The following is a 26,494-nucleotide window of genomic DNA, read 5'->3' as shown; positions in this document are numbered from 1 at the left end:
TGAGACTATTGTCTTCAGCCTCTTAGCCTGATGGCTGTGCATTCCGCCCCGGCGGGCAGTTCAGGCGCGTGCGGTGGGCGGACGATCAGGCAATTGGACTTCGCCATGATCTTCATCATCGACGAGTCCTGCTTGGTGAAGACTTCTGCGATGGGGAGCCCATTGTCTGTGCCAGTGAAGCGGGCGCGCAGATAATCCTGCCGCATGTCATTGGCCTTGAGAGCGGTTGCCGTCTTGACCGTGATCTCGCGGGATTGGTGTTGGTGGTGGCCAAGCTTGTGGATGAGAGGCTCAAGGAACAGCAGGCTGCAGACAAGACTGGCGACTGGATTTCCCGGCAGGCCCAGCACCTGCATCGCGCCGATAGTACCGACCATAAGCGGTTTACCCGGCCGCATAGCGATGCGCCAGAAGTCCAGTGTCATACCTTCTGCCTTCAGCGCGGCCTGGACGAGATCGTGATCGCCAACCGAGGCGCCACCAAGCGTGACGAGAATATCGGCCTTGGCGGCGATGGCCTTGCCGATTGCGGCGCGGATCAGCGCGTCGTCATCCTTGACGATCCCTAGGTCGAGAATATCCGCGCCGGCCTGACGTGCGAGTGTTGAAACGCCAAAGGTGTTCGATGCGATGATCTGTGCCACCTGCGGATCACCGCCCGGCGGGACGAGTTCATCGCCTGTTGCGAGCACGGCGACAAGCGGCTTGCGATAGACCGTGACCTCGGCATGATTCATTGCGGCAGCAACGGTCAGATCGGCGAAGCTCAAGCAATTGCCTGCATCGAGAACGGCTTCGCTTTCCATGAAGTCCTGGCCGCGCGGGCGGATATGTCGCCCTTGAGTGACATCGAATGTGGTACGGATGTGGTTAGCATCCAGAAGCTCAGCATCCTCCTGGATCAAGACTGTGTCCGCCCCCTTAGGTACTGGCGCGCCTGTGAAGATGCGAACAGCTTGCCCCGGTCCCACCGAACCTTCAAAAGCGTGCCCCGCAGAGGCCGTGCCGATAACAGTCAGTTCGGAGCCGAACGTCGGAGCATCCGCGGCGCGCAGTGCGTACCCGTCCATGGCTGAGGAATCGAAGGGCGGCTGTGTAATCCGTGCAGCAAGGTCAGCGGCCAGGACGCGCCCATCGGCATTGGTGAGGCTGACGCGCTCTGTGACAGTGAGAGGCTGTGCCGCACCTAGCAATCGTTCGAGAGCTTCGTTGACAGGCAGAAGGGGTTTCATACGCTTCCTTTTCGGTCACAAGCATGACCTTCATATATTACTCTATCACAGTGATGAGAATCAGGATGATCAGCAGAGGCCAGTCGGGCTTTTCAAGAAGAGTTGAGTCGGAGACTCAGGCCCGGTAATCGCCGGACTTTCCTCCGCTTTTTTCAAGCAGCCGGATCGAACCGATTTCCATGCCCTTATCAGCGGCTTTGGCCATATCGTAGATCGTCAGGCAGGCAATGGAGACAGCCGTCAGCGCTTCCATTTCCACGCCCGTCTTGCCGGAAAGCTTGACGGTTGCCTGAACACGCAAACCGGGTAGAGCGTCGTCTTCACAGATATCGACGGACACTTTGCTTAGCATCAGAGGATGGCAAAGAGGGATGAGATTGGATGTCTGCTTGGCAGCCATGATACCGGCGAGGCGAGCGGTGCCGATGACGTCACCCTTCTTGGCGTCGCCATCGCGGATCAGCGCCAGTGTCTCCGGTTTCATCCTGACAAAACCCTCAGCCACGGCGGTGCGGACGGTATCCAGCTTGTCGCCGACATCGACCATATGCGCCTCGCCGGAGGCGCCGATATGAGTGAGCTTCGGGGATGAGCTCATTCGGCTGCCATAACGCCGCTCCGGCCCGTGAGCAGGGCGCGTGTCGCAGCCGTGACGTCGTCCTTGCGCATCAGGCTCTCACCAACCAGGAAGGTGCTAATGTTGCATTTTTCCAGCCGCAGGCAGTCCTCATGGGTGAAGATGCCGCTTTCGCCGACCAACAGCTTGTCCGCTGGCACCATCTTCGCCAGCCGCTCGCTGGTTTCGAGGCTGACCTCGAATGTGCGTAGATTGCGGTTGTTGACGCCGAGCATGGGGGAGGCGAGTTTCAGCGCACGCTCCGTTTCCTCTTCATCATGCACCTCGACCAGCACATCCATGCCGAGGGCGAAGGCTTCGGCCTCAAGACGTTTTGCCTCATCGTCGGTAAGCGATGCCATGATCAGCAGGATGCAGTCCGCGCCCCAGGCGCGGGCCTCATGCACCTGATAGGTTTCGAACATGAAGTCCTTGCGCAAGGCGGGCAGGGAGCAAGCGTTGCGGGCAGCGGTCAAAAACTCCGGCGCTCCTTGGAAGCTCGGTGTATCGGTCAAAACCGAGAGACACGCTGCGTTGCCTGCTTCATAGGCTTTTGCAAGCGCCGGTGGATCGAAATCCGGACGGATGAGGCCCTTCGATGGGCTTGCCTTCTTGATCTCCGCAATCAGGCCATAGGTGCCTTCCGCCTGCTTGCGCTTTAAGGCGTTGTAGAAGCCTCGAGGGGCGGCCTGATCGGCGGCCATCGCCTTCAGATCGGCAAGAGACACCTTGGCCTTGGCGGCTGCGATTTCCTCGCGCTTATAGGCTTCGATCTTTCTCAGAATGTCGCTCATCTTCGCTTACTCCTCGTTGGAGACTGCAACCAGCTTATCCAGTGCAGCAGCAGCCTGGCCCTCATCCAGCGAAGCGCTGGCAATCTTCATACCGTCGCTCAGCGTTTCGGCCTTGCCGGCAACGACGAGTGCCGCTGCCGCATTGCAAAGAGAAACGTCGCGATAGGCGTTTTTATGACCGGAGAGCACGCCGCGAAGTGCATTGGCATTGAAGATGCCGTCTCCGCCCTTGAGGTCGTCGATCGTCGTTGATGAGACGCCGAAGTCCTTCGGCGTCAGGTCGAAGGTGCGGATCTTGCCATTTTCCAAAGCCGCGACATGGGTAACGCCTGTGGTGGTGATCTCATCCATGCCATCGCCGTGGACAACCCAGATCGATTCCGATCCAAGATCGCGCAAGACCTCGGCAATTGGCTGAAGCCACCGCGGTGAAAAGACGCCGAGCAGCTGGCGCTTCGCGCCTGCGGGGTTCGATAGCGGGCCGAGCAGGTTAAAAATCGTGCGGGTGCCAAGTTCCACTCTTGTCGGGCCGACATGGCGCATGGCGGAGTGATGCAACTGCGCGAACATGAAGCCGAGGCCAGCTTCGTTTATGCAGCGGCTGATGAGCTCAGGTCCAATATCGAGTTTGACGCCCAGGGCCGAAAGAGCGTCGGCAGTACCAGACTTCGAGCTCAAGGCCTTGTTGCCATGCTTGGCCACTGGAAGGCCGGTGCCTGCAACGATGATCGCGGCGAGGGTGGAGATGTTATACGTGCCGAGACCGTCACCACCCGTTCCGACGATATCCACCGCATGGGCGGGCGCGGAGACAGGAAGCATCCGAGCCCGCATCGACGAGACTGCACCGACGATTTCATCCACGGTTTCGCCACGTACCCGCAGCGCCATAAGAAAACCGCCGATCTGAGACGGCGTGGCCTCGCCGGACATCAGGATATCGAAGGCCTGGCGGGCCTCCTCCCTGTTTAGGCTTTCACCATTTGCAACCTTGGCGATTAGCGGCTTCAGTTCGGCCATGTCCCGTTCCCTATCAGTATGCAGTCATCGCCTGATCTGCGAGCGCCTGATTGATGCTGACACCATAGTCGTTCTGCAGACGGCTGACCATCTGATCCAGCATGTCCTCACCCGCAGCCTTTGCCATGGCCGTGATCTGACGATCGTCGTTGTTCAGGGCATCGACAGGGGCATTGGTGTTGACTTCCGTCACCTTGAAGAGAATCCGACCGGAACCATCCGCATTGACGGCGGTGCCGGCCAAGCCGTCAGCGCCTGCAAAGATCGCCGCAACGGCCTGCTGACCGAAGAGAGCATCGTCACTGTTGCGACGCAGCCCCATCTTGGTTTCAACAGCAAGACCCATTTCGCCGGCAATCGTCTGAAGGCTCTCGCCTTTTTCGATACGAGCCTTCAGCTCTGCTGCCTTGGCTGTCAGGGCATTGCGCTGCTGCTCGGCCGTCCATTCAGCGACGACTCGTTCGCGAACCTCATCCAGCGTGCGGTCACGCGACGGGATGATCTGATCGACATCGAACCAGACGTAACCTTCGCGACCGATGTTAACCGCTGGTGCTTCTGTGCCCGGTTCCGTTTTGAATACCTCTGTCAACAGAGCAGGCGTAGGAAGGCCTTCGACCGGGTTGCCCTTTTCGTCCTCGCCATTGGTGTCGATGGCGTTAATGGTCACTGCCTTGAGGTTCAGCTGGTTTGCCGCATCCGCAAGCGACGAGCCGCCGCCACGCAGGTCTTCGTAGCGATCGTGAACACTGTTGAGTTGCTCAGCAGCATTTGCGGTCGCAAGTTGCGTGCGAATTTCTTCTTTTGCCTCATCCAGTGTCTTCATGCTCTCACCCTTTATGCCGGTGACGCGAAGGATGACTGGGCCAAAGGCTCCATCGACCACAGGCGAAATGCCGCCGTCTTTCTGAACCGCAAAGGCTGCATCGGCGATGGAGGGATCAGGCATCGTTTCCTTGGTAAACTCACCAAGCAGCACGTCTGCCGGCTGCTTGCCCTGATCCTTGATGACCTGATCGTAGGTCGTCGTTCCAGCGCGGATCTGAACAGCAGCAGCTTCCGCCATCTCCTTATTCGGAAAAACCAGCTGCTCGACCGTGCGGCGGCCTGCGGTGCGGAACTTGTCCTTGTTCTTTTCGTAGTATTCGGCGACCTGAGCGTCGGTGATGTCGCTCTGATTTGCGATATCGGACGGCTCAAGCTTCACATATGTGAATTTGCGATATTCGGGTGCGCGGTACTGCGCCTTGTGACTTTCGAACCAGGCAGCCAGCACATCCTCCGCCGGAGCTTTCACCGGATCGATATTGGCGTTGGACAGCAGGAGATAATCGACCGAGCGCTGCTCGTTGCGGTACTGCTTCAATGCATCGACCAGAACCTGTGGCGGCGTGAAACCATCGGAAATGGCATCTACGATCTGGCTGCGGACCGCTACCTTGCTGCGCTCCTTCACATAGTCGTCCTCGTTGAAGCCAGCGCCGCGTAGACGCTGGCTGAAGAGCTGTCGGTCAAACTGGCCAGTGGGCGACTTGAAGGCTGGGTCTTCGGCAATGAGATTCGCCAGACGGTCCTCGGAAAGCCCAAGGTTCATGTTCTCCGCGAGTTGATCAAGCGAAGCGCCCGCTGCAAGCTGGCTGAAGACCTCGCGGTCGATACCGAAAGCTTTCGCCTGTTCCGTTGTCAGACGCGTACCGAACTGTTGGCCGATCTCTCCCATTCGCCGCTGGTAGGCCATGCGAAACTCATTCGGTGTCACCGTCTGATCACCGACCGTCATCACGGCGTGTGAATTGCTCGAAACGAGTGATGCCGACACACCCCATATGCCGAATGAAACGACAAGAAGAAGAAGGAGCAGCTTTGCCGCCATGGTTCTGGAAGCGTTTCTCAGGGAATCGAGCATCGTTATGCAAACCTCACAATATGCGCCCGTTACGCCGGGTCTATCGGGGTTCCTTAGAGCGTTTTATTGGTAAATGGAAGCTGTTCTGTTGAAACCTAAGGGTCAACTGATTGTGCGAACCGCATGCAGATGCCATGGCCTGCGGCGCACAAAAAAGCCGCCTAGGATAAGGCGGCTTTGTGCGGCGATGGAGTTTTGATGCCTATGCTGTCAGAACGACTTGCTGCGTTCCAGCATATCCTTCAACTCCTCATCTTCCTTCTGTAGTTCGGAAACAACCGAGACGACCGATGCCACGAACATGACGCTGATCAAGGCAGAAAGCACTGTCAAAACGAAAATCATGGCGTATTACTCCGGTCTATGTGGGTTTCCCCTGCCGATCAGTAGTAGTTCATATACTGATAGCGGGATGTAAGCTGCGGGAAGCTTGCTTCCTGTTGCTGTGGCTTCTGGGCGTAAAGGCTGAACGTCGTCGCAACCATCGCGATGAGCAGCATTGTCCAGGCGGTGCTGATCACACCGATTTTCGCCGAAGTAGACTGCTTTTCTCTTGCAAACATTTGTCCGTTCCTTTGCCTGCGAATAGAACGCCTGACTTCAAGTCGGGTTCCGAAATACTATTAAAAATCGATTAGCATTGCGCCTGTGAAGCTTCCTTGAATGCCGCGTTCATCTGGCGTTCAGGAAATTGGCAGCTCACGTCAATCCATGAAGAGCTGTTCCACCAAGAATGAAGTGGCGACCGTCAGGATCACCATGAATGCCAGCATTTCCGTCTCCATTGGGATGTCAGACCCGATGCGTTGTCGATGGTTCAACTTATAAGGAGTGGCTTTGAAGCTGTGCTGAATGCTGCATTCATTGGACATTCACTTAAGCGATCGAGGTATAAGTCTTGCAGATGCGATGCTGACGTGACAAAAGGCCCACCGACACGGAAGTATCGAGAGCGGTATGACGATTGCCTTTTATCCTGGATCCTTCGATCCGATGACCAACGGACATCTGGATGTTCTCATCCAGTCATTGAATGTGGCATCGAACGTGATCGTCGCCATTGGCGTTCATCCAGGTAAGGTGCCCATGTTCAGCTTCGAAGAACGTGCGGATCTCATCAGACAATCTCTCAATGACGTGTTGCCGGACGCTATGGACAGGCTGCGTGTCGTTTCCTTCGACAATCTCGTTGTCGATGCGGCCCGCAGTCATGGTGCAACGCTTCTGGTTCGGGGCCTGCGCGACGGTACCGATCTCGATTATGAGATGCAGATGGCGGGGATGAACCGGCAGATGGCGCCGGATATCCAGACCGTTTTCTTACCCGCAGGCACCGCATCGCGGCCTATTACCGCCACATTGGTTCGTCAGATCGCAGCCATGGGCGGCAATGTCGAGGCCTTTGTGCCCAAAGCCGTGCTTGAAGCCCTTAACACGAAGCTGAAACGATAGTTTCGGCATATAGGTGGAGCCAATCCGAATGAAATTGCTCAAATTTGCCTTTGCAGGCGCCATGTTCGTCAGCGCTGTTGCTGCAAGCACGATCGCCTCTGCGGCCGATCTTCTGACGATCCAGTTGAAGGACGGCCCGGTCGTCATCCAGCTTATGCCGGAGGTTGCGCCGAAGCATGTGGCGCAGATCGAGGCACTCGCCAAGAAGGGCGCTTATGATGGCGTTGCTTTCCACCGCGTCATCAACGGCTTCATGGCACAGACCGGCGACGTGCAGTATGGCAATATGAACAAGGGCTTCGATGCGCGCCGTGCCGGTACCGGTGGTTCCGACCTTCCGGACATCCCCGCCGAGTTCTCGAAGGTTCCCTTCGAGCGTGGCACCGTCGGCATGGCCCGCTCCCAGAACCCGAATTCTGCCAATTCTCAATTTTTCATCATGTTCGATCAGGGACCATTTCTCAACGGCCAGTATACCGTGGTCGGCAAGGTCGTTTCGGGCATGGAATTCGTCGACAAGATCAAGCGTGGCGCCGGCGGAAACGGCGAAGTCTCCGATCCTGACCGTATGGTCAAGGTAACGGTGACCAAGAAGTAACGTCGCGACAACCACGTCAAACGGGCGTTGTGCCCCTCTAGCCCAACCTTAGTAAGGAGAGATATCATGGCCGAGATCAAGGATCCGGAAAACACCCTCATCATGGAAACGACGACCGGCAAGGTTGTCATCCAGCTTCTGCCAGAAGTTGCTCCAGGCCATGTTGCCCGCATCAAGGAACTGGTGTCCGAGCAGGCTTATGACGGCGTCGTATTCCACCGCGTCATCGCAGACTTCATGGCACAGACCGGCGACGTGAAGTTCGGCAAGAAGGGTTCTGCCGATTTTAACCCGGCACGTGCCGGTATGGGCGGTTCTGAGAAGCCTGACCTGAAGGCTGAATTCTCCGCCATTCCGCATGTTCGCGGCACGTGCTCCATGGCCCGTTCGCAGAGCCCGAACTCCGCCAACTCGCAGTTCTTCATCTGCTTTACGGATTCTCCGTGGCTGAACAAGCAGTACACGGTCTGGGGCCAGGTCATCGAGGGCATGGAAGCCATCGACAAGATCAAGAAGGGCGAGCCTGTGAAGGACCCCGATTCGATCGTGTCGATCCGACTGGCGTCTGCAGCCTAAGGAGTTCTCGCCTTGCCGAGAGGCAGGGCGGGCTGCCGACGTTGTAAATCCTCGGCGCACTCTTGGGCTTGACCCCGGGGCCGAGGATCACGTCGAGGAAAAGGCATCCTTCCTGCCAACCATGACCCGCCGGCAGTTCGCTGCGAGGCGGGTTTTGATATTCTGAGCTTTTCGCTTTTCTCTGCGGCGAGAGAGGTGAAAGTGACAATAGACGAATTTTATAAGAGCTTCCGAATGCGTGTTGACCTGTTCGATTTCGATCTCCCCGAGGAAAATATTGCGTTGCGCCCGGCCAATCCGCGTGACAGCGCCCGACTACTCGTGGTCGATCCCAATACGGACCGGATGACGGACCATCAGGTCTTTGATCTTGCGAGCTTCCTGAAGCCCGGCGACGCGCTGGTGTTCAACGATACACGCGTCATTCCCGCACAGCTCGAAGGCATACGCTTGCGCGAGGGTGCGCAGGAGACCTCGGTTTCCGCGACACTGCACATGCGCGCCGATGCCAGCCGGTGGAAGGCCTTTGCGCGACCGGGCAAACGCATCAAGGCGGGCGACCGCATTCGCTTCGGCTATGAGCGCGACAATGCCTGCGGCCTTGCCTGTCTGGAAGCGACGGTGGAGGAAAAGGGCGAGGAGGGTGAAATCACTCTGCTGTTCGACGTATCCGGTCCCGCACTCGATGAGGCGATTGCCTCTGTCGGGCATATTCCGCTGCCTCCCTATATCGCTGCGAAGCGGCCCGAGGATATGCAGGATCAGGAAGATTATCAGACGATCTATGCGCGGGAAAAAGGTGCCGTTGCCGCACCGACGGCTGGCCTGCATTTTACGCCAGCACTCTTCGAAGCGCTGGACAAGGCTGGCATCGAGCGCCACTTCGTCACGCTGCATGTCGGTGCCGGAACATTTCTGCCGGTCAAGGCCGATGACACCGAAGACCACAAGATGCATCTCGAAATCGGCTATGTGTCGGACGAAACGGCGCAGAAGCTGAATGCGGTGAAGGCGAGAGGCGGACGGATCGTCTGCGTTGGCACGACATCGCTGCGGCTGATCGAAAGTGCTGCCGGCGACGACGGGCAGATCCGCCCATGGTCAGGTGCGACCGGCATCTTCATCACGCCAGGCTATCGCTTCAAGGCGGTCGATATTCTGATGACCAATTTTCACCTGCCGAAATCCACTCTTTTTATGCTGGTTTCGGCCTTCTGCGGTCTGGAGACGATGCGAGCGGCTTACGCCCATGCCATCGAAACAGGCTACCGTTTCTATTCCTATGGCGATTCCAGCCTGCTCTTCCGGAAAGTCTGATGCACGAAAACTTCACCTTCACCCTTAAAGCAACCAGCGGCGGCGCGCGCCTCGGCGAAGTGGCGATGCCGCGCGGCGTGATCCGCACGCCCGCCTTCATGCCGGTCGGCACAGTCGGTACTGTCAAGGCCATGTATCTGGATCAGGTGCGCGAGCTCGGCGCCGATATCATTCTCGGCAATACCTATCACCTGATGCTGCGCCCTGGCCCGGAGCGTGTGGCGCGTTTGGGCGGCCTGCATGAGCTGATCCGCTGGCCTCATCCGATCCTCACCGATAGCGGCGGCTTCCAGGTCATGTCGCTGTCTGGCCTGCGTAAGCTCGATGAAAAAGGTGTGACCTTCAAGAGCCATGTCGATGGTTCGCTGCATCATATGTCTCCGGAGCGCTCCATCGAGATCCAGGGTCTGCTCGATTCGGATATCCAGATGCAGCTCGATGAATGCGTGGCGCTTCCCGCCGAACGCAAGGAAATCGAGCGGGCCATGGAAATGTCTCTGCGCTGGGCGGAACGCTGCCGTGTGGCCTTTGGCGAGCAGAAGGGCAAGGCAATGTTCGGTATCGTCCAGGGCGGCGACCAGCCGGACTTGCGCATCCGGTCTGCCGAGGGATTGAAGCAGCTTGATCTCAAGGGCTACGCCGTTGGTGGCTTGGCAGTCGGCGAGCCGCAAGACGTGATGCTGGCCATGCTCGACACGACGCTGCCGGTTCTGCCGACGGAAAAGCCGCGCTATCTGATGGGTGTGGGTACGCCGGACGATATCCTGAAATCCGTGGCGCGCGGCATCGACATGTTCGACTGCGTGATGCCGACTCGTTCTGGCCGCCACGGCCTTGCCTTTACCCGCAGGGGCAGGGTCAATATTCGCAATGCGCGCCACGCCGAAGATATGCGTCCGCTTGATGAGCAGTCCAACTGCCCGGCATCGCGCGATTATTCCCGCGCTTATCTGCATCATCTGGTCCGATCCAATGAAGCGCTGGGCGGCATGCTTCTTTCCTGGCACAATCTCGCCTATTATCAGGAGTTGGTGCAGGGGATTCGCAAATCGATTGAAGAAGGTCGCTTTGCGGATTTCTACGCGGAGACCATTGAAATGTGGGCGAAAGGCGATATCGATCCGGTGTGATAAACATCATCGGATCGCCGAATGCTAGATGCGCCTTACGTTCTTTTTCGTGACGATACGACCGGCACCGTGACACTGTTTACGGAGCCGGAGGAGATTATCGTTGCGCATGAGATTGACGCATTCTTTCCCGCCCTTGCACGGATGGAGGCGGTCAGGGCTGAGGGCAAGTATTTAGCCGGCTATATGTCCTATGAGGCAGGATACCTTTTCGAGCCGAAGCTTGCACCCTTGGCAGAGGGGAGCCGACAGACACCGTTCCTGTGTTTTGGTGTCTTCAGCTCACCAGCCGGTGACATGACCCGTATGCCTAAGCCATTGAATATCCTGGCGGCTGACGCTTTGTTGAGCGATCTCAAACCCTCCTGGTCTTTCGCGGATTATGAAACGCAGTTCAACAGATTGCACCAGCATCTGCGCCAGGGAGATTGTTACCAGGCTAATCTTACTATGCCTGTCACCGGTCGGTGGCACGGTGATCCGCTTGCCGGGTTCTGGTCTCTGATCGACCGTCAGCCGGTGAAATATGGCGCCTTGATCGATCTTGGTGGGCCTGTGATTCTGTCGCGCTCTCCCGAACTGTTTTTCTCGGTCGATGCGGAGGGCTGGATCGCGACCCATCCGATGAAGGGCACCGTCAAGCGCGGATCGTCGGCGGAGGAAGATGCGGCTCTGATTGAGGCCATGGGCAAGGATGAGAAAACGCTTGCCGAAAATCGCATGATTGTCGATCTGCTGCGCAATGATATTTCACGGATCACGGAAGTCGGCACGCTACATGTGCCGAAGCTTTTCGAGATCGAGACCTATCCAACCGTCCACCAGATGGTCAGCCATGTGCGGGCCAAGCTGTTACCCGATGTGAGCATTGGTGATATCTTCGCCGCTCTCTTTCCCTGCGGTTCGGTGACGGGTGCGCCGAAAATGCGGGCGATGGAAATCCTGCACGATCTGGAAATCGGCCTACGCGATGTCTATTGCGGTGCCATTGGACTCATATCGCCAAAGGGGGAAATGCGCTTTTCCGTGGCGATCCGCACCATTACTTTGTTCGACGATGGACGAGCGACCTTCAATGTCGGAGGCGGGATCGTTTTCGATTCCACTGCGCAGTCCGAATATGACGAGTGCTTGCTGAAGGCGAAGTTCGCAGCTGGTAAGCGAAAACTCGGCTGAGCTGGTCAAACGCATGAAGGTCGGATGAAGAGACGGCATCGCCGTCATGCAAGTGTCATATCCTGCTCTTAGAGACAGTGCGCAGAAGGTACGCTTCGACATGCACCAAAACCATGCGCGGCTGCGCGATGGGACATGTCGGAGAGACCATCTTTCTTTGTTTCTCAAGGATATCGCTCCATGACATCATTCCGTTCCGTGACCTCTCGCGGGCTTGCCGCCGCGCTGGCGACATCGATCTTCATCTTTCCTGCCGCTGCGATGGCTGAAAGCAGCGCCACCGCAAATGGCGTCAGCTATGCTAACAAGGGTCTCGTCGCCATCGGGCGCATTCCCGCCAGCCAGCGCGACAAGTTGGGTGAAACCTTCGGCTCAGGTTCCGGCATGGCGATCGATGCCACCAGCTGGAAGAAGGATGGCGATGCCTATCGCGGTTCGCTATGGCTGTTGCCGGACCGTGGCTACAACGTCGAAGGCACGACGGATTATGATGCCCGCATCAACAAGATCGATGTCACGCTGATGCCCGCAACGGGCGGCGATGTGGCTGCGGACAAGCAGCAGACGGGTGTTCAGGCGAAACTTGCCGATACGCTGCTTTTGACCGATGAGCAGGGCAAGAACATGACAGGCCTCGACCCGGAGGCAGGTACCCGTCCGGCGAGCGGCGCAACGCCAGTGCTGCCTTTTGCCTCTACCGGTAAGGTCTCTCTCGATGCCGAGGCTGTTGTGCGCCTAGCGGATGGCTCGTTCCTCATCAGCGACGAGTACGGACCCTATATCTATCATTTCTCTGCCGATGGTAAGATGATCTCGGCCACGCAGCCGCCAAAGGCGCTGCTGCCGATGCGCAAGGGTGAGATCAACTTCTCGTCCAACAATGTTGGCGAAGGCGGCAAGAAGCCTGATCCGAAGGATCCCGAAACCGGGCGCCAGAACAATCAGGGTCTTGAAGGCATGTCACTAACCCCGGATGGCAAATACCTCATTGCCGTTCTGCAATCGGCGACCCGTCAGGATGGTGGTGATTCCTCGTCGACTCGCGATCATACCCGCGCACTGGTCTACGATGCGAGCGATGTCGACCACCTGAAGCTTGCGCATGAATATGTCGTGCCGCTGCCGAAGTTCGAAGGCAAGGACAAGAAGCTCGTGGCAGCCCAGAGCGAAATTTTGGCGCTGTCCGACAAGGCCTTCCTGATGCTGGCGCGTGACAGCAACAACGGTCAGGGCCTGAAGGGCGATACGTCTGTCTACCGTAAAATCGAACTCGTTGATCTTTCCGGCGCCACTGATATTGCCGGCGGCGAGTATGATGACGTGAAAGCGGTTGCGCCCAAGGGCGTTCTGGACAGCGCCGTCAAACCCGCTCTTCTGCATGACTTCATCGATCTGAATGACAGCAAGGAGCTTGCTCGTTTCGGCCTGCACAACGGCGCGCCGAACGACAAGAACAACCTGTCGGAAAAGTGGGAAGCCATGTCAATTGCCAGCGCCATCGACGCGTCCGCACCGGACGACTACTTCCTCTTCGTTGCCAATGACAACGACTTCCTGACGCAAGACGGATTCCAGGTCGGAAAGTCCTACAAGGCGGAAGGTGATGCGGATGTGGACACCATGTTCCAGGTGTTTCGCGTGACGCTGCCGGGCGTTACCAAGCGCTAGAGACAGATCGCTTTACAAGGGCCACGCCGAACACAATCGGCGCGGCTTTTTTTATGCGTCTCAGTCGTCTTCGACGTCGTTGAATTCCTGCGTGCCGGATGCAGTGGAATGGAACACCGGCACAAAGAGCCGCATATAGACGAGCTTGACGCTCCAGCCCTGTTCCAGGGCGTCCGCCCATGCTTGCTTGCGACCGGGCTTCTTGAAGCCTTTGGCAATCGCCTTCTTCTCGCTCTTGGCGAATGTCTTCGGTTGGAGAATGTTTTCAGGTGAGCAAAGGGCAAAACCCTTCTGAAAGGCCGGTGGCGGATTGGGTGTGATTGTCATGTCTATCAGCCTGCGTGGAGGAAGCGGATGGCTTCGTCCCTGCGATGGAGGTAAAGCAGGGTTCTCAGGTTCCTGCCGCGCTCGCTGACGAGCTCGGCATCTTTTTCGATCATATAGGCGGCGTCCTTGCGGGCGATTTCAAGCAAGTCTGCATGGGCCTCGAGACTGGCGATACGAAAGCCCGGCGTTCCGGATTGGCGCGTGCCGAGAAGTTCGCCTTCGCCGCGCAGCTTCAGATCCTCTTCGGCAATCAGGAAGCCGTCTTCACTGTCGCGCAGGATGGAGAGCCGCGCCTTGCCGTTTTCGCTGAGTGGACCCTTGTACAGCAATATGCAGGTGGAGGCCTCGTCGCCACGGCCGACACGACCGCGCAACTGGTGAAGCTGTGCAAGGCCAAAACGTTCGGCGTGCTCAATGACCATGATCGTTGCATCGGGCACATCCACGCCTACTTCGACGACAGTGGTTGCCACAAGCAGGCGCGTTTCGCCACTCTTGAAGGCCAGCATAGCGGCATCCTTTTCAGGCCCGCTCATGCGGCCATGGATGAGGCCGATATTGGCGCGCAAGGATTGCGATAGCACCGCATGTCTTTCCTCCGCCGACATGAGATCGGATTCCTCCGATTCCTCCACCAGCGGGCAAATCCAGTAGGCTTTCTTGCCTTCGGCCAGAGCGCTTCGCAGCCTGTCGACAATATCGCCGATCCGCTCATTGGGAATGGTGACCGTCTGGATGGGCTTTCGGCCTGCGGGCTTTTCCGTCAACTTGGAGACATCCATGTCACCAAAGGCGGCGAGAACGAGCGTTCGCGGGATGGGCGTTGCCGTCATCACCAGCATATGCGGTGTGATGCCCTTGGCGGTGAGGCGCAGCCGCTGATGTACCCCGAAGCGATGCTGCTCATCCACCACGGCCAGAACGAGGTTCTTGTAAGTGACGCTGTCCTGAAACAGAGCGTGCGTGCCGATAACAATCTGTGCTTCGCCGGATGCGATGCGCTCCTCGATTTCGCGGCGCTCCTTGCCCTTGGTTCTGCCGGTCAGAACCTCGCAGGAGATGCCCGCAGCCGCTGCATATTTCGAGATCGTCGCGAAATGCTGGCGCGCCAGAATTTCCGTCGGCGCCATCAGCACGGCCTGACCGCCAGCTTCAACGGCGGTTGCCATCGCCATCAGCGCCACCAGCGTCTTGCCCGCGCCGACATCGCCCTGAAGCAGCCTCAGCATTCGGTCCTCGCCCGCCATATCGGTCAGAATATCCGTCACTGCTGCACTCTGGCTGTTGGTCAGCGAGAAGGGCAGGCCCGCCAAAATCCGCGCCGCATAATCGCCCCTGGCGCGGATCGGCTGGCCCGCGACCTTTCGCAGTCTTTGGCGAACGAGCGCGAGTGAAAGCTGGCCTGCCAGAAACTCGTCATAGGCGAGCCTGCGGCGGGCAGGGGCTTGCGGATCGATATCGGCCCCATCGCGTGGATCGTGCAGTTCTCGGAAGGCATCCGCCACATGCGGAAAGCTCTGGCGCGTGGCAAGCGTCTCGTCAATCCATTCGGCAAAGACCGGCAGGCGCTGCAAAGCCGTATCGATGGCGCGTTTCAGTACCTTGGGCGAAAGGCCCGCCGTCATCGGATAGACCGCTTCCACCAGCGGCAGATTATCCGCCTCCGAGACCTTCACCATGAAGTCCGGGTGAACCATGGAGGCGCGGCCATTGAACCAGTCGATCTTGCCGCTGACCATTACCTCCTCATCGATTGGAAGCGCCTTTGAGAGCCAGTCGCCGCGGGCGCGGAAGAAGGTCAGTGCCAGTTCGCCGGTATCGTCATGCAGGAAGACGCGATAGGGTGCGGAGCGATTGCCGGGGGGCGCAGGCTGGTGCCTGTCGATCCGTCCCTGAATGGTGACAATAGCCCCTTGGGGTGCAAGCGCGATACCCGGACGATTGCGCCGGTCGATGATATTGGACGGCGCGTGAAACAGAAGGTCGATAACACGCGTGTCCTCGGCGTTCTCCCGGCCCAGAAGTTTCGCCAAGAGATCGGCAAGCTTTGGGCCAACGCCTGCAAGCGAAGAGACTGTGGCAAAAAGGGGATCGAGGATGGCGGGGCGCATGGGCTGCAAAATCGGGTAAGGCTGCGCCCATTGCAAGAGTGCTAGACGGATAAAGAGCGTTTATCACCGGCAGTTTTTATGCCCAATGCCGCATATTTGCACAAATAGCGGTTCCCAAGCGTTCCTGTCCTGTTCTATAGGAATGCGAAACCAACAAACAGGTGAATGCGATGACTGGACTGGTGCGCACGAGTGCCGACCTCGAACCGAGGCGCCGGCGGATTCTCTATCGTTGCTGGCATCGCGGGATTCGCGAGATGGACCTGGTGCTGGGGCAGTTCGCCGAAGACAATATCGCCGATCTTTCGGACGCGGACCTCGATGAGCTGGAAGTCATCATGGCCGAGGAAGATAACGACCTCGTCAAGATGGTGACGGGCGCTCTGCCGATCCCTGAAAAATTCCAGACACCTCTCTTCATGAAAATCGCCTCTTATCGCCCGGACTTCGATCCGGTCACATCCGAGACAACGAAAGCCTGATTTATGATCGCCGGGATTGATGTGAAGCTGGTGGCATCGGCCGATACGCCGCTGACCATTGGAAATGTGCCATCCGGAATGGAGGCGCTTCTCCTGGCGGATATGGCGCGGGCGGGAACGTCTGTCGCCTATGTCATATCGGACGGGCACCGTATTGCCGATCTCGAGCAGATCCTGGGCTTCGTTGCGCCGGAAATCCCGGTGCTGACACTACCTGCCTGGGACTGCCTTCCCTATGACCGCGTGTCACCAAGTGCGGACACCTCTGCGCGCAGGCTTGCGGCGCTGTCGGGGCTGATCCAGCATCAGAAGAAGCCGCATCCGGCCATCGTTCTCGTCACCGTCAACGCCATGCTGCAAAAGATGGCGCCGCGCGACATTATCGAGAGTCTGGCCTTTTCCGCCAAGCCGGGCAACCAGATCCGCATGGAAGACATTGCCGCGCGCCTCGAGCGTAACGGCTTTGATCGCGTGGCGACGGTGCGCGAAGTCGGCGAGTTTGCCGTGCGCGGTGGCATTCTCGATGTTTTCGTTCCCGGCACGGAAGAGCCGGTGCGTCTTGATTTCTTCGGCGATACGCTTGAGAGCATCCGCACCTTCGATCCCGCCAGCCAGCGCACCATCGGCCAAGCCCGGTCGCTCGATCTCAACCCGATGAGCGAAGTGACGCTGACGCCCGATACGATCAGCCGCTTCCGCAAGAATTACCTGTCGCTCTTTGGTGCCGCGACGCGAGACGATGCGCTCTATCAGGCCGTATCCGAGGGTCGTCGCTATGCGGGCATGGAGCACTGGTTGCCGCTTTTTTACGAGAAGCTGGAGACCGCCTTCGACTATCTCCAGGGCTTTCGCATCGTCACCGATCACACCGCACGCGAGGCCGCCGTCGAGCGCTCCAAGCTGGTGCACGACTATTTCGAGGCGCGGCGCAATTCCGGCCAGACAAAGGGCGCGACGCAAGGCGCACCCTACAAGCCGGTATCACCCAGCCAGCTCTATATTGGCGGCAAGGGCTTCGATGAGGCGCTGAACGCGGTCAATGCGGTTCGCCTGACGCCGTTCAACGAACAGGACACCAACGACAGGCCGGTTGCCACGCTCGATGCGCATGTCGGCCCCCGTTGGGCAAAGCCGCCTGCTGAAGGTGGCGCGGAAGACCGGGTCAATGTCTTCGATCTCGCGGTCAAGCACATTGCCGAGCGGCGCTCGAAAGGCTGGAAGGTGCTGATCACCGGCTGGTCGGAAGGATCGCTCGACCGCCTGATGCAGGTTCTCAACGAGCATGGGCTGGAAAAGATCAAGCCGATCGCTTCGTTGAAAGAGGTGGAGAAGCTCGGCAAGGGTGAGGCGGCCTCCGCCGTTCTCAGCCTTGAGGCTGGCTTCGAGACGAGCTACGGGGCAAGCAATCTCGCTGTTATCGGCGAGCAGGATATTCTTGGCGACCGTATGGTGCGCCGCTCTAAGCGCCGCAAGCGCGGCGCCGATTTCATCTCGGAAGTTGCCGGGCTGGATGAAGGGTCGCTGGTCGTTCATGCCGAACACGGTATCGGCCGTTTCGTCGGACTTCGCACCATCGAGGCTGCCGGTGCGCCGCGCGACTGCCTCGAATTGCACTATGCCGATGATGCGAAGCTTTTCCTGCCCGTCGAAAATATCGATCTTCTCTCCCGCTACGGATCTGATGCCGCGGAAGCGCAGCTCGACAAGCTTGGTGGCGGCGCATGGCAGATGCGCAAGGCGAAGCTCAAGAAGCGCCTGCTCGATATGGCAGGCGATCTCATCCGCATCGCAGCTGCCCGCCTGATACGCCAGGCTCCAGTCTTGACGGCACCCGACGGCCTCTATGACGAGTTCGCGGCACGCTTCCCTTACGATGAAACCGAAGATCAGATGAATGCGATCGACTCGATCCGCGATGATCTGGGCGCCGGTCGTCCGATGGACCGCCTGATCTGCGGAGACGTCGGCTTCGGCAAAACGGAAGTGGCGCTGCGCGCCGCTTTCCTTGCGGCAATGAACGGCGTGCAGGTGGCCGTCGTGGTGCCGACCACGCTTCTGGCACGCCAGCATTTCCGCACCTTCTCCGAGCGTTTCAGAGGGTTGCCGATCCGTGTGCAGCAGGCCTCGCGCCTCGTGGGCGCCAAGGAACTCAATCTCGTCAAGAAGGAAGTGGCCGAAGGCAAGACCGATATCGTCGTCGGCACGCATGCGCTGCTCGGGCAGGGCATCACCTTCGCCAATCTCGGTCTCCTCATCATCGATGAAGAGCAGCATTTCGGTGTGAAGCACAAGGAGCGGCTGAAAGAACTGAAGAGCGACGTTCACGTTCTGACGCTGTCGGCGACGCCGATCCCGCGCACCTTGCAGCTGGCAATGACCGGTGTTCGTGAACTGTCGCTCATCACCACGCCGCCGGTGGACCGCATGGCGGTGCGCACCTTCATCTCGCCTTTCGATCCGCTGGTGATCCGTGAAACGTTGATGCGAGAACATTATCGTGGCGGCCAGAGCTTCTATGTCTGCCCGCGTCTGGCGGATCTCGCCGATATCCATGCCTTCCTGCAATCGGACGTTCCGGAGCTGAAGGTGGCGGTGGCCCATGGTCAGATGCCGGCGGGCGAGCTGGAAGACATCATGAATGCCTTCTATGACGGCAAATATGATGTGCTTCTCTCCACTACCATCGTCGAATCCGGTCTCGATGTGCCGACAGCCAATACTCTGATCGTCCATCGCGCCGACATGTTCGGCCTGGCGCAGCTTTATCAGCTGCGCGGTCGTGTCGGGCGTTCGAAGGTTCGCGCTTTCGCCCTCTTCACGCTACCGGTCAACAAGGTGCTGACGACCATGGCTGAGCGTCGTCTGAAGGTGTTGCAGTCGCTCGATACGCTTGGTGCGGGCTTCCAGCTTGCCAGCCACGATCTCGATATTCGCGGCGCCGGCAATCTGCTTGGCGAGGAGCAATCCGGCCATATCAAGGAAGTCGGCTTCGAGCTTTACCAGCAGATGCTGGAAGAGGCGGTCGCTGAAGTGAAGGGCGAGGATGACGTCGTCGATACCGGCTGGTCGCCGCAAATTTCTGTCGGCACCTCCGTCATGATTCCGGAAAGCTATGTGCCAGACCTGCATCTGCGCATGGGTCTTTATCGCCGCCTTGGCGAGTTGACAGATCTCAATGAGATCGACGGTTTTGGTGCTGAAATGATCGACCGCTTCGGTCCGTTGCCGAAGGAAGTGCAGCATCTGTTGAAGATCGTCTACGTCAAGTCGCTCTGCCGTACAGCCAATGTCGAGAAGCTCGATGCCGGTCCGAAGGGCGTTGTCGTGCAGTTCCGTAACAAGGAGTTCCCGAACCCGGCAGCACTGGTCGGCTATATCGGCAAGCAGGGCTCCATGGCAAAAATCCGTCCCGATCACAGCGTGTTCCTGACCCGCGATCTGCCGACGCCTGAGAAGCGATTGGCGGGTGCGGCGATGATCATGACGCAGCTTGCCGAGCTGGCGAAATCGTGACGCCTGAACGCCGTTGGCGTCAAGATATCTGACGCCAACTCGCATCCTTACACGGAATTAATCAAACGGACATGTGGCGGTAGCCATAGCAGGCGTAGTCTCTTCTTCATCAGCACAGGACAATGTGCTGGATCATTCAAGGAGCAGGACTATGTGGACGTTGAAGAACAGATTTGTCACCGCTGGTCTGGTTGCTTTGACAATTGCGGGCACCACAATTGCCACCACCAGCCAAGCTGAAGCACGCAACAATTTCGGCCGCGGCTTTGCCGCTGGCATCGCCGGTACGCTCGTGGGCGGCGCTTTACTATCGGCTGCGCATGACAGGCCTGTCTACACCACTCCGGTTTATGCTGAGCCGACCTATTACGGCCCGCCACCCGTCGTTTACGAACCCGTCTATCCCCGTTGCCACATTGCGTGGCGTCAGGACGGTTTTGGCGACATGTACCGTGTTCGCGTCTGCAATTGATACGCCCGTAATATTTTAGGTCTTTAAAATATCAATTTGAACCGAGTGTGCCAGAAATCCAGGCGGGCCGATCATCGGCCCGCCTTCGTCTCTTCCTGCGGCAGCATAACCGTCGTTACATTCTGATCGGATGCAGCGACCGAATTCGGAAGCGGTACGTTGCGCTGCTTCTCGCGCATCAGCGTCAACAGGCCGGACCCGACGATGAGCGCGATCCCCAGCACCATCCAGCCATCGATACGATCTCCGAAGATCAGGTAGCCGAAGAGGATAGCCCAGAGCATCTGGCTATATTGCGTCGGGCCGATGACGGCTGCGGGTGCATATTGTGCCGCATACATGATGAGCACATTTGCCAAGGCTGCCAGCAGACCGTAACCTGCCAGCATCAGCCACTGCTCCGCGTTTGGAATGGTGAAAGTGGGGATCATCAGGACGCCAGATACCGCGAGACATCCCAGGACGCCTGCGCCGTAGAGAGAGATGTTCTTTTCCCTCGGGCCGATCGCTCTGAATATGACGATGGACAGAGCCCCACCAACCCCGCCGATAATCGCACCCAGGTGGCCGATCGATAGTTCGCGAAAGCCTGGCCTCAGAATGATCAGCACGCCTGCAAAGCCGATAATGACCGCCGACCAGCGCTTGATACCTACCTGTTCCTTCAGGAAGATCACGGACATGATCGTGACGAAGGACGGAAGCAGAAATATCAGCGCGAAAGCTTCTGCCATGGAAAGATGGGTGAAAGCGACCACGCTGCCAATGGTGCTCGCGCCGGTGGCGAAGAAACGAAGCAGCCATAAGGACCGATTTGTCGTCTTGACGATATCCGTCCAGGCATCCTTGCTTTTTCGGATGAAGGGCAGAGCCATCAGGCCAAAGAGCGCTCCGAAGAAGCCAGATTGAACGGGTGGAAGCTGCCCATCGATCAGTTTGACGCATGCATCGCTGAATGCGTAGGCCGCAAACGCGGCAAAGGCGAGCAAGATGCCCTTCAACCTGCTGTCTGACACGAAATCACCGCTCAATCGTATGAATGGAAAACCGGAGCGGCGAAGGGTCGATCAACGGATTCGCACGCACACGGTCAGTTCATCGCCCTATGCTCTTCCTCTTTCATCTTGGCAATGTCCCGTAGCGCATTAACAAGCACATCCGGCGTCTGCGCGCCGCTCACGGCATATTTTTGATCCATGATGAAGAACGGCACGCCGGAGACGCCCATCTGTTGTGCGGCGTCAATTTCGGCCTTGATCGTGTCCTTGTCGGCATCCGATGTCAGCAGGCGACGCACCATCTCGCGATCCATGCCGCATGCGCCCGCAATATCGATCAGTACTGCGTGGTCACCTATGTTGCGGCCTTCTTCGAAATTTGCCTTGAACAGTGCTGTGACGATCTTGTCCTGAAGCTCACGCCCTTCTGCATGTGCCCAAAGCGACAGCCTGTGTGCGTCCAACGTGTTCGGGCCTATCTTGATAGCATCGAAATCATAAGCGATGCCCACGTCGCGACCAAGCTGGGTGAGCATCGTGTGCGCCTGCTCGACGCGATCCTTGCCGCCGAGCTTCTTTTCCAACTCGGCCTTCTGATCGACGCCTTCCGCCGGATAATCCGGATTCAACTGATAAGGCCGCCAGTTGACGTCAACGCTGACCTCATCCTGCACTTCCGCCAAGGCGAGATCGAGCCGGGCCTTGCCGAGATAGCACCAGGGACAAACCACGTCCGAAACGATGTCGATGACAATGCGCTGCATGGTGCTGTTCCTTCCTGCTTTTGAATATGCATCTGATCTAGAGAGTCTGTGCTTGCGGCACAAGGCGTTACCAAAAGAGAACCTGTCGGGCAGAGACGCGCACCTTTTTACTGCGCGCGCGCGTCCCACCACGTTTGCTTCTGGTTTCCGGTGAGCGGCGTTTTGTCCGGCCGGTCGATGTATTTCCAGCGGGCAACCCATTGCGCGCCAATGTAATAGAGAGGGATTACATAATGCCCCGCTGTCAAAAGGCGATCATAGGCGCGAACCGCAACCTCGAAATCATCTGTTTCACGGGCCTGCAACAACGCTTCTATCATCCGGTCGATATCCGGATCGGCAACGCCCGCATAATTGAAGCTGCCATTGGCGTCTTTCGATATCGAGCCCCAGCGATTGATCTGTTCTGCACCTGGAGAAAGCGAGGATGGGTAGGAGCGGATGATCATGTCGTAGTCGAAGCTGTTGGAGCGCGACTGGTACTGTCCGTCATCCACCGATCTGATTGCCATATCGACGCCGATCAGGCGTAGGGAGCGCTGATAGGCCAACGCAATCCGCTCCTGAGCGGGGTTCTGTGTCATGATCTCGAAGCGCAGGGGTGTACCGTTTTTATCCACCATCTTGCCGCCCTTTATGGTGAAGCCTGCTTCTGCAAGCGTAGTGACGGCCTTTTTCAACACGTTCCGGTCAGCGCCTGATCCATCCGTAACCGGCATCTGATAGGTGCCAGCGAGTATGTCCGGCGGCAAACGTTTTGCCGCATTGCCCAGAAGCGCAAGTTCCTTGTCGTTGGCTGCATTGCCAAAGGCGCCAAGTTTCGAGTTCTGCCAGAAACTCTGGGTCCGTTTGAACGCGCCGCCGAGGATGTTGCGATTCATCCATTCGAAATCGAGGACATAAGACAGGCCCTCGCGCACCCTCTCATCGGCAAATATCGGGCGACGGGTATTGAGAACAAGACCGAACATGCCGGACGGCAAACCGGGTTCGAAGACGTCCCTGACGATATCGCCACGGTGAACCGCCGGAAAATTGTAGGCCTGCCCCCAATGGGATGTGTCGGACGTTCCGTTGATGGCGTCACCCTCCGGGTAGATGTCGATATCGCCCTTTTTGAAAGCCTCGAACATCGTCGTCACCTGGAGGAAGTAGATCACGCTGATTTCATCGTAATTGTCGAAGCCGACCTTCACGGGAAGGTCTTTACCCCAATAATTCCTGTCCCGTTCCCAGACGATCTGCTCGCCGGGACGCAACGTTTTGATTCGGTAAGGACCTGAACCGACGACCTTGCCAAGACCTGCCTGCTCGAATGTCTTGGGGTCCGTCGCATGCGCTGGGAGAATCGGCGTGGAGGATGCGAGAATCAGCGGCGTTTCGCGGTTGGCCTTGTCGTTGAAGGTAAAGCGAATGCCTCTGTCGCCTACCTTTTCCATTTTCGCCACACCGTTCAGACGGCTATCATAAGGAGGCCGGCCTTTTTCCTTCAACAGGTTGAAGCTGAAGATCACGTCTTCCGGGGTGACGGGTTTCCCGTCCTGCCAGTGCGCCTTCGGGTTGAGATTGAACTGGATATAGGTGCGTTCATCATCCCACTCCGCTGTTTCTGCAAGCAGTCCGTAGAGCGTGAAGGGCTCGTCATGGGAGCGCTGCATCAGGGGTTCATAGAGAAGATTGCCGAATTCCGGGTCCCAGACACCGCGCGCCGTGGTGCGCATGCCCTTGAGAACAAAGGGATTGAGACTATCGAACGTGCCGACGACGCCATAGGATACGCGCCCGCCTTTGTTGACGTCTGGATTTACGTAAGGGAGATTCTTGAAGTCCGCCGGCAGGGCTGGTTTGCCATGCATCGAAATGCCGTGAAGCGGTTCAGCCATTGCCATGCCGGAAAGAAGAAGGGCGGGAATGAGGGCCAAAAGGCTTCGCATGTCACTATCCTGTCGCATTCGGGCGATCAACTCGCGGTCCTTAAAACCGGTGCGACTATGCCCGTTTCGTATTGATTCCCGCCGAAACGTATCACAGCGGTCAGGGCCATCCGTTCATGGAAATCGTGTCGGATACAAGGAAAAAGTAAAAGAAAAGCTGGATATCGCGCCGAACGGGATGTAACAGAATGGCCGAAACACTCGGGTCACGCATTTGCCTCATTTAACCGACAGTGGAACGGGCAGACGGATACCGGCGATGTTGAGCGTCGCTCACATTAAGCGCTGCTTCGCATAAATTCAGGAGACGGAACTCTTATGATGCAAAATGCAAACACATTCACCCGGGCGGCCTTGTCGGCTCTCGTTCTTTCTCTGGGCGCGGTGTCTGCACCGGCTGTGTCTCAGGCTCAGCAGGCTGCCGCTCCGGCAGGTGCTCCGCCACTCGGCTGGTTCAAGACTTGCAGCAAGCAGGAAGACAATGATGTTTGCGTCGTGCAGAATATCGTTCTTGCTCAGAACGGCCAGATGATCACCGCTGTTGGGCTCATCAGCGTCGAAGGCAAGGTCAATCGCAAGATCCTGCAGGTTTCCGTTCCGACAGCACGTCTTCTGCCGCCAGGCATTGTCATGCAGATCGATGGTGGCAAGGGCCAGAAGCTTGATTACGCCGTCTGCCTTCCAGACAAATGCACCGCCGAAGTTCAGTTGACGGATGCGATGATCGCAAGCCTGAAGAAGGGCAATGAGGTTGTCTTCACATCGATCAACTTCCGCCGCGCGCCGAACCCGATCAAGATTGCCTTGAACGGCTTCACCGGCGCTTATGACGGCCAGCCGATCAGCCAGTCTCAGCTTGCAGAGAGCCAGCGCTCGCTGCAGGAAGGAATGCAGAAGAAGGCTGAAGAAGCCCGCAAGAAGCTAGAAGCAGCGCAGGATGCAGCCAAGGCTAAGCCGGCCAACTGATACCGTCTGAATGAATCAAAAAAACCGGCTTTGTATGAGGCCGGTTTTTTCATGTCTGGGCATTGAGACTGACAAGCTCAGTGCGTCATGGCCGATTTGGGCCTCAGTTCGCCATTTGGCGCCGTGTCGAATATCCGAAGGATATGCGGGTTGCGCAACGGCTGGTCGCTCTCGTCATGAACCAGGTTTTGCTCTGAAACGTAGGCGACGTATTCCGTCTCCTCATTCTCGGCAAGCAAATGATAGAATGGCTGGTCACGGTCTGGGCGTATTTCAGCGGGGATTGCGTTCCACCATTCCTCGGTATTCGCGTATTCGGGGTCAACGTCGAATATCACGCCGCGGAACGGAAACACCCTGTGGCGAACGACTTCACCGATAGTAAATTTCGCGTCTCTTTGTTTCATGGCATGTCATCCTTTCCCAGTATAATTTGGGTTATCACGCGGGAATATCAAGATGCTGGCTTCTTCTAGGCCAGACTAGCCTGTTTTGCCCAATGGTGCCGTCGCAAGCACGACGCCTCCTGTTACAAGTACAATGCCAGCGGCGTGATATGGTTCGAACTTTTCTCCCAGAAACAGGGCCGCGAGAACGATCGACACGGGCGGCATCATGTAAAGGGTGATACCGGCTGTGACCGGCCCGAAAACGCGGACCGTGTGCGTGAAGCAATAAAAGGCTGCAATCGAAGCAGATATAATGATGCCACCGATCTTTGCCCAAGCCATAGGGGTAGAGGGGAATAGGCCGCCATTCATGAGTTCGACGCCGGCGAGCGGCGCAAGAACAAGAGCGCCCGAGAAGGCGATTGTGCCGAAGAGGCTCAGCGATGCAAGATCGCGCGCTGCGGGGTCGCGCAGGAGCAGAGAATAGATCGCAAAGGCGATCGCCCCGCTTAAGATCGCGAGATCGCCGATATTGAAATTCAACGCCCACAGTTGTGAGATATCTCCCTTCAACACGATCTCTGCCACGCCTGCGAAGGCAACGAGCATCCCGATGAGCTCTAGCCGCCTGATCGGCCGCGCCTGGAAGAGGCGCTGGAAGATGATGATAAAAAGCGACGACGTGGTGTAGATCAGCGTGCCGTTAGCGGCTGAGGTCATTGTTAGTCCCCAGTAGACCACGCCACCACACACCGCCATGCCCAGCGCGCCGAGTAACAGCCAGAGCGCGGTTTTCTTGCGGGTGAAGCTCATACACGCACGCCAGTCTGCGAGGATGAAGGGTAGCACCAAGAGAGTGGAGAGGGACCAGCGTAAAAAGGCTGCGGTAAAGGGTGAGACTTCGCCGCTGATGCCGCGGCCGAATATGACATTGCTGGAGAAGAAGAAGGGAACGGCCAGAAAGATCAGCCAGTCGCGCAGGCGAGGGGACGGGGCGGCACTCTTGGGCATTTCCGGTTTTCGCATGTACTGGGAGGGCGATCAGCCCCGCTG

25 protein-coding genes are annotated in these 26,494 nt (G+C 57.8%); 11 read left to right on the top strand and 14 right to left on the bottom strand.

What is annotated here, in order from left to right; translation table 11 throughout:
* Positions 1–14: 14 nt before the first annotated feature.
* From glp to QZ869_RS11130, 7 genes are all read right to left on the bottom strand, one after another.
* Entirely contained in the window at positions 15–1,232 is a 1,218-nt protein-coding gene (gene glp / locus QZ869_RS11160) for a gephyrin-like molybdotransferase Glp (RefSeq protein WP_296104576.1), read from the bottom strand.
* Positions 1,233–1,347: 115 nt separating this feature from the next.
* Positions 1,348–1,830 (bottom strand): cyclic pyranopterin monophosphate synthase MoaC, encoded by a 483-nt coding sequence (moaC, locus tag QZ869_RS11155; RefSeq protein ID WP_296018522.1) that lies wholly within the window; start codon positions 1,828–1,830, stop codon positions 1,348–1,350.
* Positions 1,827–2,642, bottom strand: coding sequence for an indole-3-glycerol phosphate synthase TrpC (gene trpC / locus QZ869_RS11150; RefSeq protein WP_296037241.1), 816 nt, complete (start codon positions 2,640–2,642; stop codon positions 1,827–1,829). Before trpC ends, moaC begins: the two co-directional genes overlap by 4 nt.
* Before the next feature lie 6 nt (positions 2,643–2,648).
* Entirely contained in the window at positions 2,649–3,662 is a 1,014-nt protein-coding gene (trpD, locus tag QZ869_RS11145) for an anthranilate phosphoribosyltransferase (protein WP_296018537.1), read from the bottom strand.
* A 13-nt stretch (positions 3,663–3,675) separates the two neighbouring features.
* Complete coding sequence (locus QZ869_RS11140) at positions 3,676–5,568, bottom strand: peptidylprolyl isomerase (protein ID WP_296104575.1); 1,893 nt, start codon at positions 5,566–5,568, stop codon at positions 3,676–3,678.
* A gap of 210 nt (positions 5,569–5,778) precedes the next feature.
* Positions 5,779–5,913 carry a hypothetical protein gene (locus tag QZ869_RS11135; RefSeq protein ID WP_296018542.1) on the bottom strand — a complete coding sequence of 45 codons (135 nt, stop codon included), beginning with the start codon at positions 5,911–5,913 and terminating at the stop codon, positions 5,779–5,781.
* Positions 5,914–5,951: 38 nt separating this feature from the next.
* Positions 5,952–6,131 (bottom strand): hypothetical protein, encoded by a 180-nt coding sequence (locus tag QZ869_RS11130; protein ID WP_296018544.1) that lies wholly within the window; start codon positions 6,129–6,131, stop codon positions 5,952–5,954.
* Between the two features lie 394 nt (positions 6,132–6,525).
* Between QZ869_RS11130 and coaD the strand changes: the two genes are divergently transcribed.
* The 7 genes from coaD (at position 6,526) to QZ869_RS11095 (ending at position 13,485) form a co-directional block, all read left to right on the top strand.
* Positions 6,526–7,020 carry a pantetheine-phosphate adenylyltransferase gene (gene coaD, locus QZ869_RS11125; RefSeq protein WP_296037234.1) on the top strand — a complete coding sequence of 165 codons (495 nt, stop codon included), beginning with the start codon at positions 6,526–6,528 and terminating at the stop codon, positions 7,018–7,020.
* A gap of 28 nt (positions 7,021–7,048) precedes the next feature.
* Complete coding sequence (locus QZ869_RS11120; RefSeq protein ID WP_296018547.1) at positions 7,049–7,618, top strand: peptidylprolyl isomerase; 570 nt, start codon at positions 7,049–7,051, stop codon at positions 7,616–7,618.
* A gap of 66 nt (positions 7,619–7,684) precedes the next feature.
* Positions 7,685–8,194 (top strand): peptidylprolyl isomerase, encoded by a 510-nt coding sequence (locus QZ869_RS11115; RefSeq protein ID WP_296018550.1) that lies wholly within the window; start codon positions 7,685–7,687, stop codon positions 8,192–8,194.
* A gap of 234 nt (positions 8,195–8,428) precedes the next feature.
* Positions 8,429–9,511 carry a tRNA preQ1(34) S-adenosylmethionine ribosyltransferase-isomerase QueA gene (gene queA / locus QZ869_RS11110; RefSeq protein WP_296104573.1) on the top strand — a complete coding sequence of 361 codons (1,083 nt, stop codon included), beginning with the start codon at positions 8,429–8,431 and terminating at the stop codon, positions 9,509–9,511.
* A complete protein-coding gene (gene tgt / locus QZ869_RS11105) occupies positions 9,511–10,641 on the top strand; it encodes a tRNA guanosine(34) transglycosylase Tgt (protein ID WP_296104572.1) in 1,131 nt (376 codons plus the stop codon). The genes queA and tgt overlap by 1 nt, the downstream gene beginning before the upstream one ends.
* A 21-nt stretch (positions 10,642–10,662) precedes the next feature.
* Complete coding sequence (locus tag QZ869_RS11100) at positions 10,663–11,817, top strand: aminodeoxychorismate synthase component I (RefSeq protein WP_296104571.1); 1,155 nt, start codon at positions 10,663–10,665, stop codon at positions 11,815–11,817.
* Between the two features lie 180 nt (positions 11,818–11,997).
* Positions 11,998–13,485 carry an esterase-like activity of phytase family protein gene (locus tag QZ869_RS11095; protein WP_296104570.1) on the top strand — a complete coding sequence of 496 codons (1,488 nt, stop codon included), beginning with the start codon at positions 11,998–12,000 and terminating at the stop codon, positions 13,483–13,485.
* Positions 13,486–13,545: 60 nt separating this feature from the next.
* On the opposite strand, the gene QZ869_RS11090 is transcribed toward QZ869_RS11095, so the two are convergent.
* Both QZ869_RS11090 and recG read right to left on the bottom strand, forming a co-directional pair.
* Positions 13,546–13,812, bottom strand: coding sequence for a hypothetical protein (locus tag QZ869_RS11090; RefSeq protein WP_296018556.1), 267 nt, complete (start codon positions 13,810–13,812; stop codon positions 13,546–13,548).
* A 5-nt stretch (positions 13,813–13,817) separates the two neighbouring features.
* Positions 13,818–15,923 (bottom strand): ATP-dependent DNA helicase RecG, encoded by a 2,106-nt coding sequence (recG, locus tag QZ869_RS11085; RefSeq protein ID WP_296104569.1) that lies wholly within the window; start codon positions 15,921–15,923, stop codon positions 13,818–13,820.
* Between the two features lie 170 nt (positions 15,924–16,093).
* On the opposite strand from recG, the gene QZ869_RS11080 reads away from it, so the two are divergent.
* The 3 genes from QZ869_RS11080 to QZ869_RS11070 all read left to right on the top strand — a co-directional run bounded on the left by QZ869_RS11080 (position 16,094) and on the right by QZ869_RS11070 (position 20,390).
* Positions 16,094–16,405 carry a succinate dehydrogenase assembly factor 2 gene (locus QZ869_RS11080; protein WP_296018560.1) on the top strand — a complete coding sequence of 104 codons (312 nt, stop codon included), beginning with the start codon at positions 16,094–16,096 and terminating at the stop codon, positions 16,403–16,405.
* A gap of 3 nt (positions 16,406–16,408) precedes the next feature.
* Complete coding sequence (gene mfd / locus QZ869_RS11075) at positions 16,409–19,918, top strand: transcription-repair coupling factor (protein ID WP_296104568.1); 3,510 nt, start codon at positions 16,409–16,411, stop codon at positions 19,916–19,918.
* Positions 19,919–20,069: 151 nt separating this feature from the next.
* The gene (locus QZ869_RS11070) at positions 20,070–20,390 is read left to right on the top strand and encodes a hypothetical protein (RefSeq protein WP_296037215.1); all 321 of its coding nucleotides are present in this window, start codon (positions 20,070–20,072) and stop codon (positions 20,388–20,390) included.
* 71 nt (positions 20,391–20,461) lie between these two features.
* Here the strand turns inward: QZ869_RS11070 and QZ869_RS11065 are convergent, their stop codons facing one another.
* From QZ869_RS11065 to QZ869_RS11055, 3 genes are all read right to left on the bottom strand, one after another.
* Complete coding sequence (locus tag QZ869_RS11065) at positions 20,462–21,406, bottom strand: DMT family transporter (RefSeq protein ID WP_296104567.1); 945 nt, start codon at positions 21,404–21,406, stop codon at positions 20,462–20,464.
* Between the two features lie 74 nt (positions 21,407–21,480).
* Complete coding sequence (locus tag QZ869_RS11060) at positions 21,481–22,152, bottom strand: DsbA family oxidoreductase (RefSeq protein ID WP_296104565.1); 672 nt, start codon at positions 22,150–22,152, stop codon at positions 21,481–21,483.
* Positions 22,153–22,259: 107 nt separating this feature from the next.
* Positions 22,260–24,086 (bottom strand): extracellular solute-binding protein, encoded by a 1,827-nt coding sequence (locus QZ869_RS11055; RefSeq protein ID WP_296104562.1) that lies wholly within the window; start codon positions 24,084–24,086, stop codon positions 22,260–22,262.
* A gap of 318 nt (positions 24,087–24,404) precedes the next feature.
* On the opposite strand from QZ869_RS11055, the gene QZ869_RS11050 reads away from it, so the two are divergent.
* A complete protein-coding gene (locus QZ869_RS11050) occupies positions 24,405–25,052 on the top strand; it encodes an invasion associated locus B family protein (protein ID WP_296018573.1) in 648 nt (215 codons plus the stop codon).
* A gap of 77 nt (positions 25,053–25,129) precedes the next feature.
* Here the strand turns inward: QZ869_RS11050 and hspQ are convergent, their stop codons facing one another.
* Together hspQ and QZ869_RS11040 are read right to left on the bottom strand one after the other, a co-directional pair.
* A complete protein-coding gene (gene hspQ / locus QZ869_RS11045) occupies positions 25,130–25,459 on the bottom strand; it encodes a heat shock protein HspQ (protein WP_296018580.1) in 330 nt (109 codons plus the stop codon).
* Between the two features lie 75 nt (positions 25,460–25,534).
* Positions 25,535–26,452, bottom strand: coding sequence for a DMT family transporter (locus QZ869_RS11040; protein WP_296104560.1), 918 nt, complete (start codon positions 26,450–26,452; stop codon positions 25,535–25,537).
* Between the last annotated feature and the right edge of the window lie 42 nt (positions 26,453–26,494).

This window comes from uncultured Agrobacterium sp. (assembly GCF_913777885.1).
Taxonomy (GTDB): Bacteria; Pseudomonadota; Alphaproteobacteria; order Rhizobiales; family Rhizobiaceae; genus Agrobacterium.
Note: the sequence above shows the minus strand (reverse complement) of the source record. Positions and strands in the feature narration are given on the sequence as shown.

Bases quoted from the DNA above. Each gene is read 5' to 3' on its own strand.
- glp (WP_296104576.1), bottom strand. From the start codon at position 1,232: ATGAAACCCCTTCTGCCTGTCAACGAAGCTCTCGAACGATTGCTAGGT.
- moaC (WP_296018522.1), bottom strand. From the start codon at position 1,830: ATGAGCTCATCCCCGAAGCTCACTCATATCGGCGCCTCCGGCGAGGCG.
- trpC (WP_296037241.1), bottom strand. From the start codon at position 2,642: ATGAGCGACATTCTGAGAAAGATCGAAGCCTATAAGCGCGAGGAAATC.
- trpD (WP_296018537.1), bottom strand. From the start codon at position 3,662: ATGGCCGAACTGAAGCCGCTAATCGCCAAGGTTGCAAATGGTGAAAGC.
- QZ869_RS11140 (WP_296104575.1), bottom strand. From the start codon at position 5,568: ATGCTCGATTCCCTGAGAAACGCTTCCAGAACCATGGCGGCAAAGCTG.
- QZ869_RS11135 (WP_296018542.1), bottom strand. From the start codon at position 5,913: ATGATTTTCGTTTTGACAGTGCTTTCTGCCTTGATCAGCGTCATGTTC.
- QZ869_RS11130 (WP_296018544.1), bottom strand. From the start codon at position 6,131: ATGTTTGCAAGAGAAAAGCAGTCTACTTCGGCGAAAATCGGTGTGATC.
- coaD (WP_296037234.1), top strand. From the start codon at position 6,526: ATGACGATTGCCTTTTATCCTGGATCCTTCGATCCGATGACCAACGGA.
- QZ869_RS11120 (WP_296018547.1), top strand. From the start codon at position 7,049: ATGAAATTGCTCAAATTTGCCTTTGCAGGCGCCATGTTCGTCAGCGCT.
- QZ869_RS11115 (WP_296018550.1), top strand. From the start codon at position 7,685: ATGGCCGAGATCAAGGATCCGGAAAACACCCTCATCATGGAAACGACG.
- queA (WP_296104573.1), top strand. From the start codon at position 8,429: ATGCGTGTTGACCTGTTCGATTTCGATCTCCCCGAGGAAAATATTGCG.
- tgt (WP_296104572.1), top strand. From the start codon at position 9,511: ATGCACGAAAACTTCACCTTCACCCTTAAAGCAACCAGCGGCGGCGCG.
- QZ869_RS11100 (WP_296104571.1), top strand. From the start codon at position 10,663: ATGCTAGATGCGCCTTACGTTCTTTTTCGTGACGATACGACCGGCACC.
- QZ869_RS11095 (WP_296104570.1), top strand. From the start codon at position 11,998: ATGACATCATTCCGTTCCGTGACCTCTCGCGGGCTTGCCGCCGCGCTG.
- QZ869_RS11090 (WP_296018556.1), bottom strand. From the start codon at position 13,812: ATGACAATCACACCCAATCCGCCACCGGCCTTTCAGAAGGGTTTTGCC.
- recG (WP_296104569.1), bottom strand. From the start codon at position 15,923: ATGCGCCCCGCCATCCTCGATCCCCTTTTTGCCACAGTCTCTTCGCTT.
- QZ869_RS11080 (WP_296018560.1), top strand. From the start codon at position 16,094: ATGACTGGACTGGTGCGCACGAGTGCCGACCTCGAACCGAGGCGCCGG.
- mfd (WP_296104568.1), top strand. From the start codon at position 16,409: ATGATCGCCGGGATTGATGTGAAGCTGGTGGCATCGGCCGATACGCCG.
- QZ869_RS11070 (WP_296037215.1), top strand. From the start codon at position 20,070: ATGTGGACGTTGAAGAACAGATTTGTCACCGCTGGTCTGGTTGCTTTG.
- QZ869_RS11060 (WP_296104565.1), bottom strand. From the start codon at position 22,152: ATGCAGCGCATTGTCATCGACATCGTTTCGGACGTGGTTTGTCCCTGG.
- QZ869_RS11055 (WP_296104562.1), bottom strand. From the start codon at position 24,086: ATGCGAAGCCTTTTGGCCCTCATTCCCGCCCTTCTTCTTTCCGGCATG.
- QZ869_RS11050 (WP_296018573.1), top strand. From the start codon at position 24,405: ATGATGCAAAATGCAAACACATTCACCCGGGCGGCCTTGTCGGCTCTC.
- hspQ (WP_296018580.1), bottom strand. From the start codon at position 25,459: ATGAAACAAAGAGACGCGAAATTTACTATCGGTGAAGTCGTTCGCCAC.
- QZ869_RS11040 (WP_296104560.1), bottom strand. From the start codon at position 26,452: ATGCCCAAGAGTGCCGCCCCGTCCCCTCGCCTGCGCGACTGGCTGATC.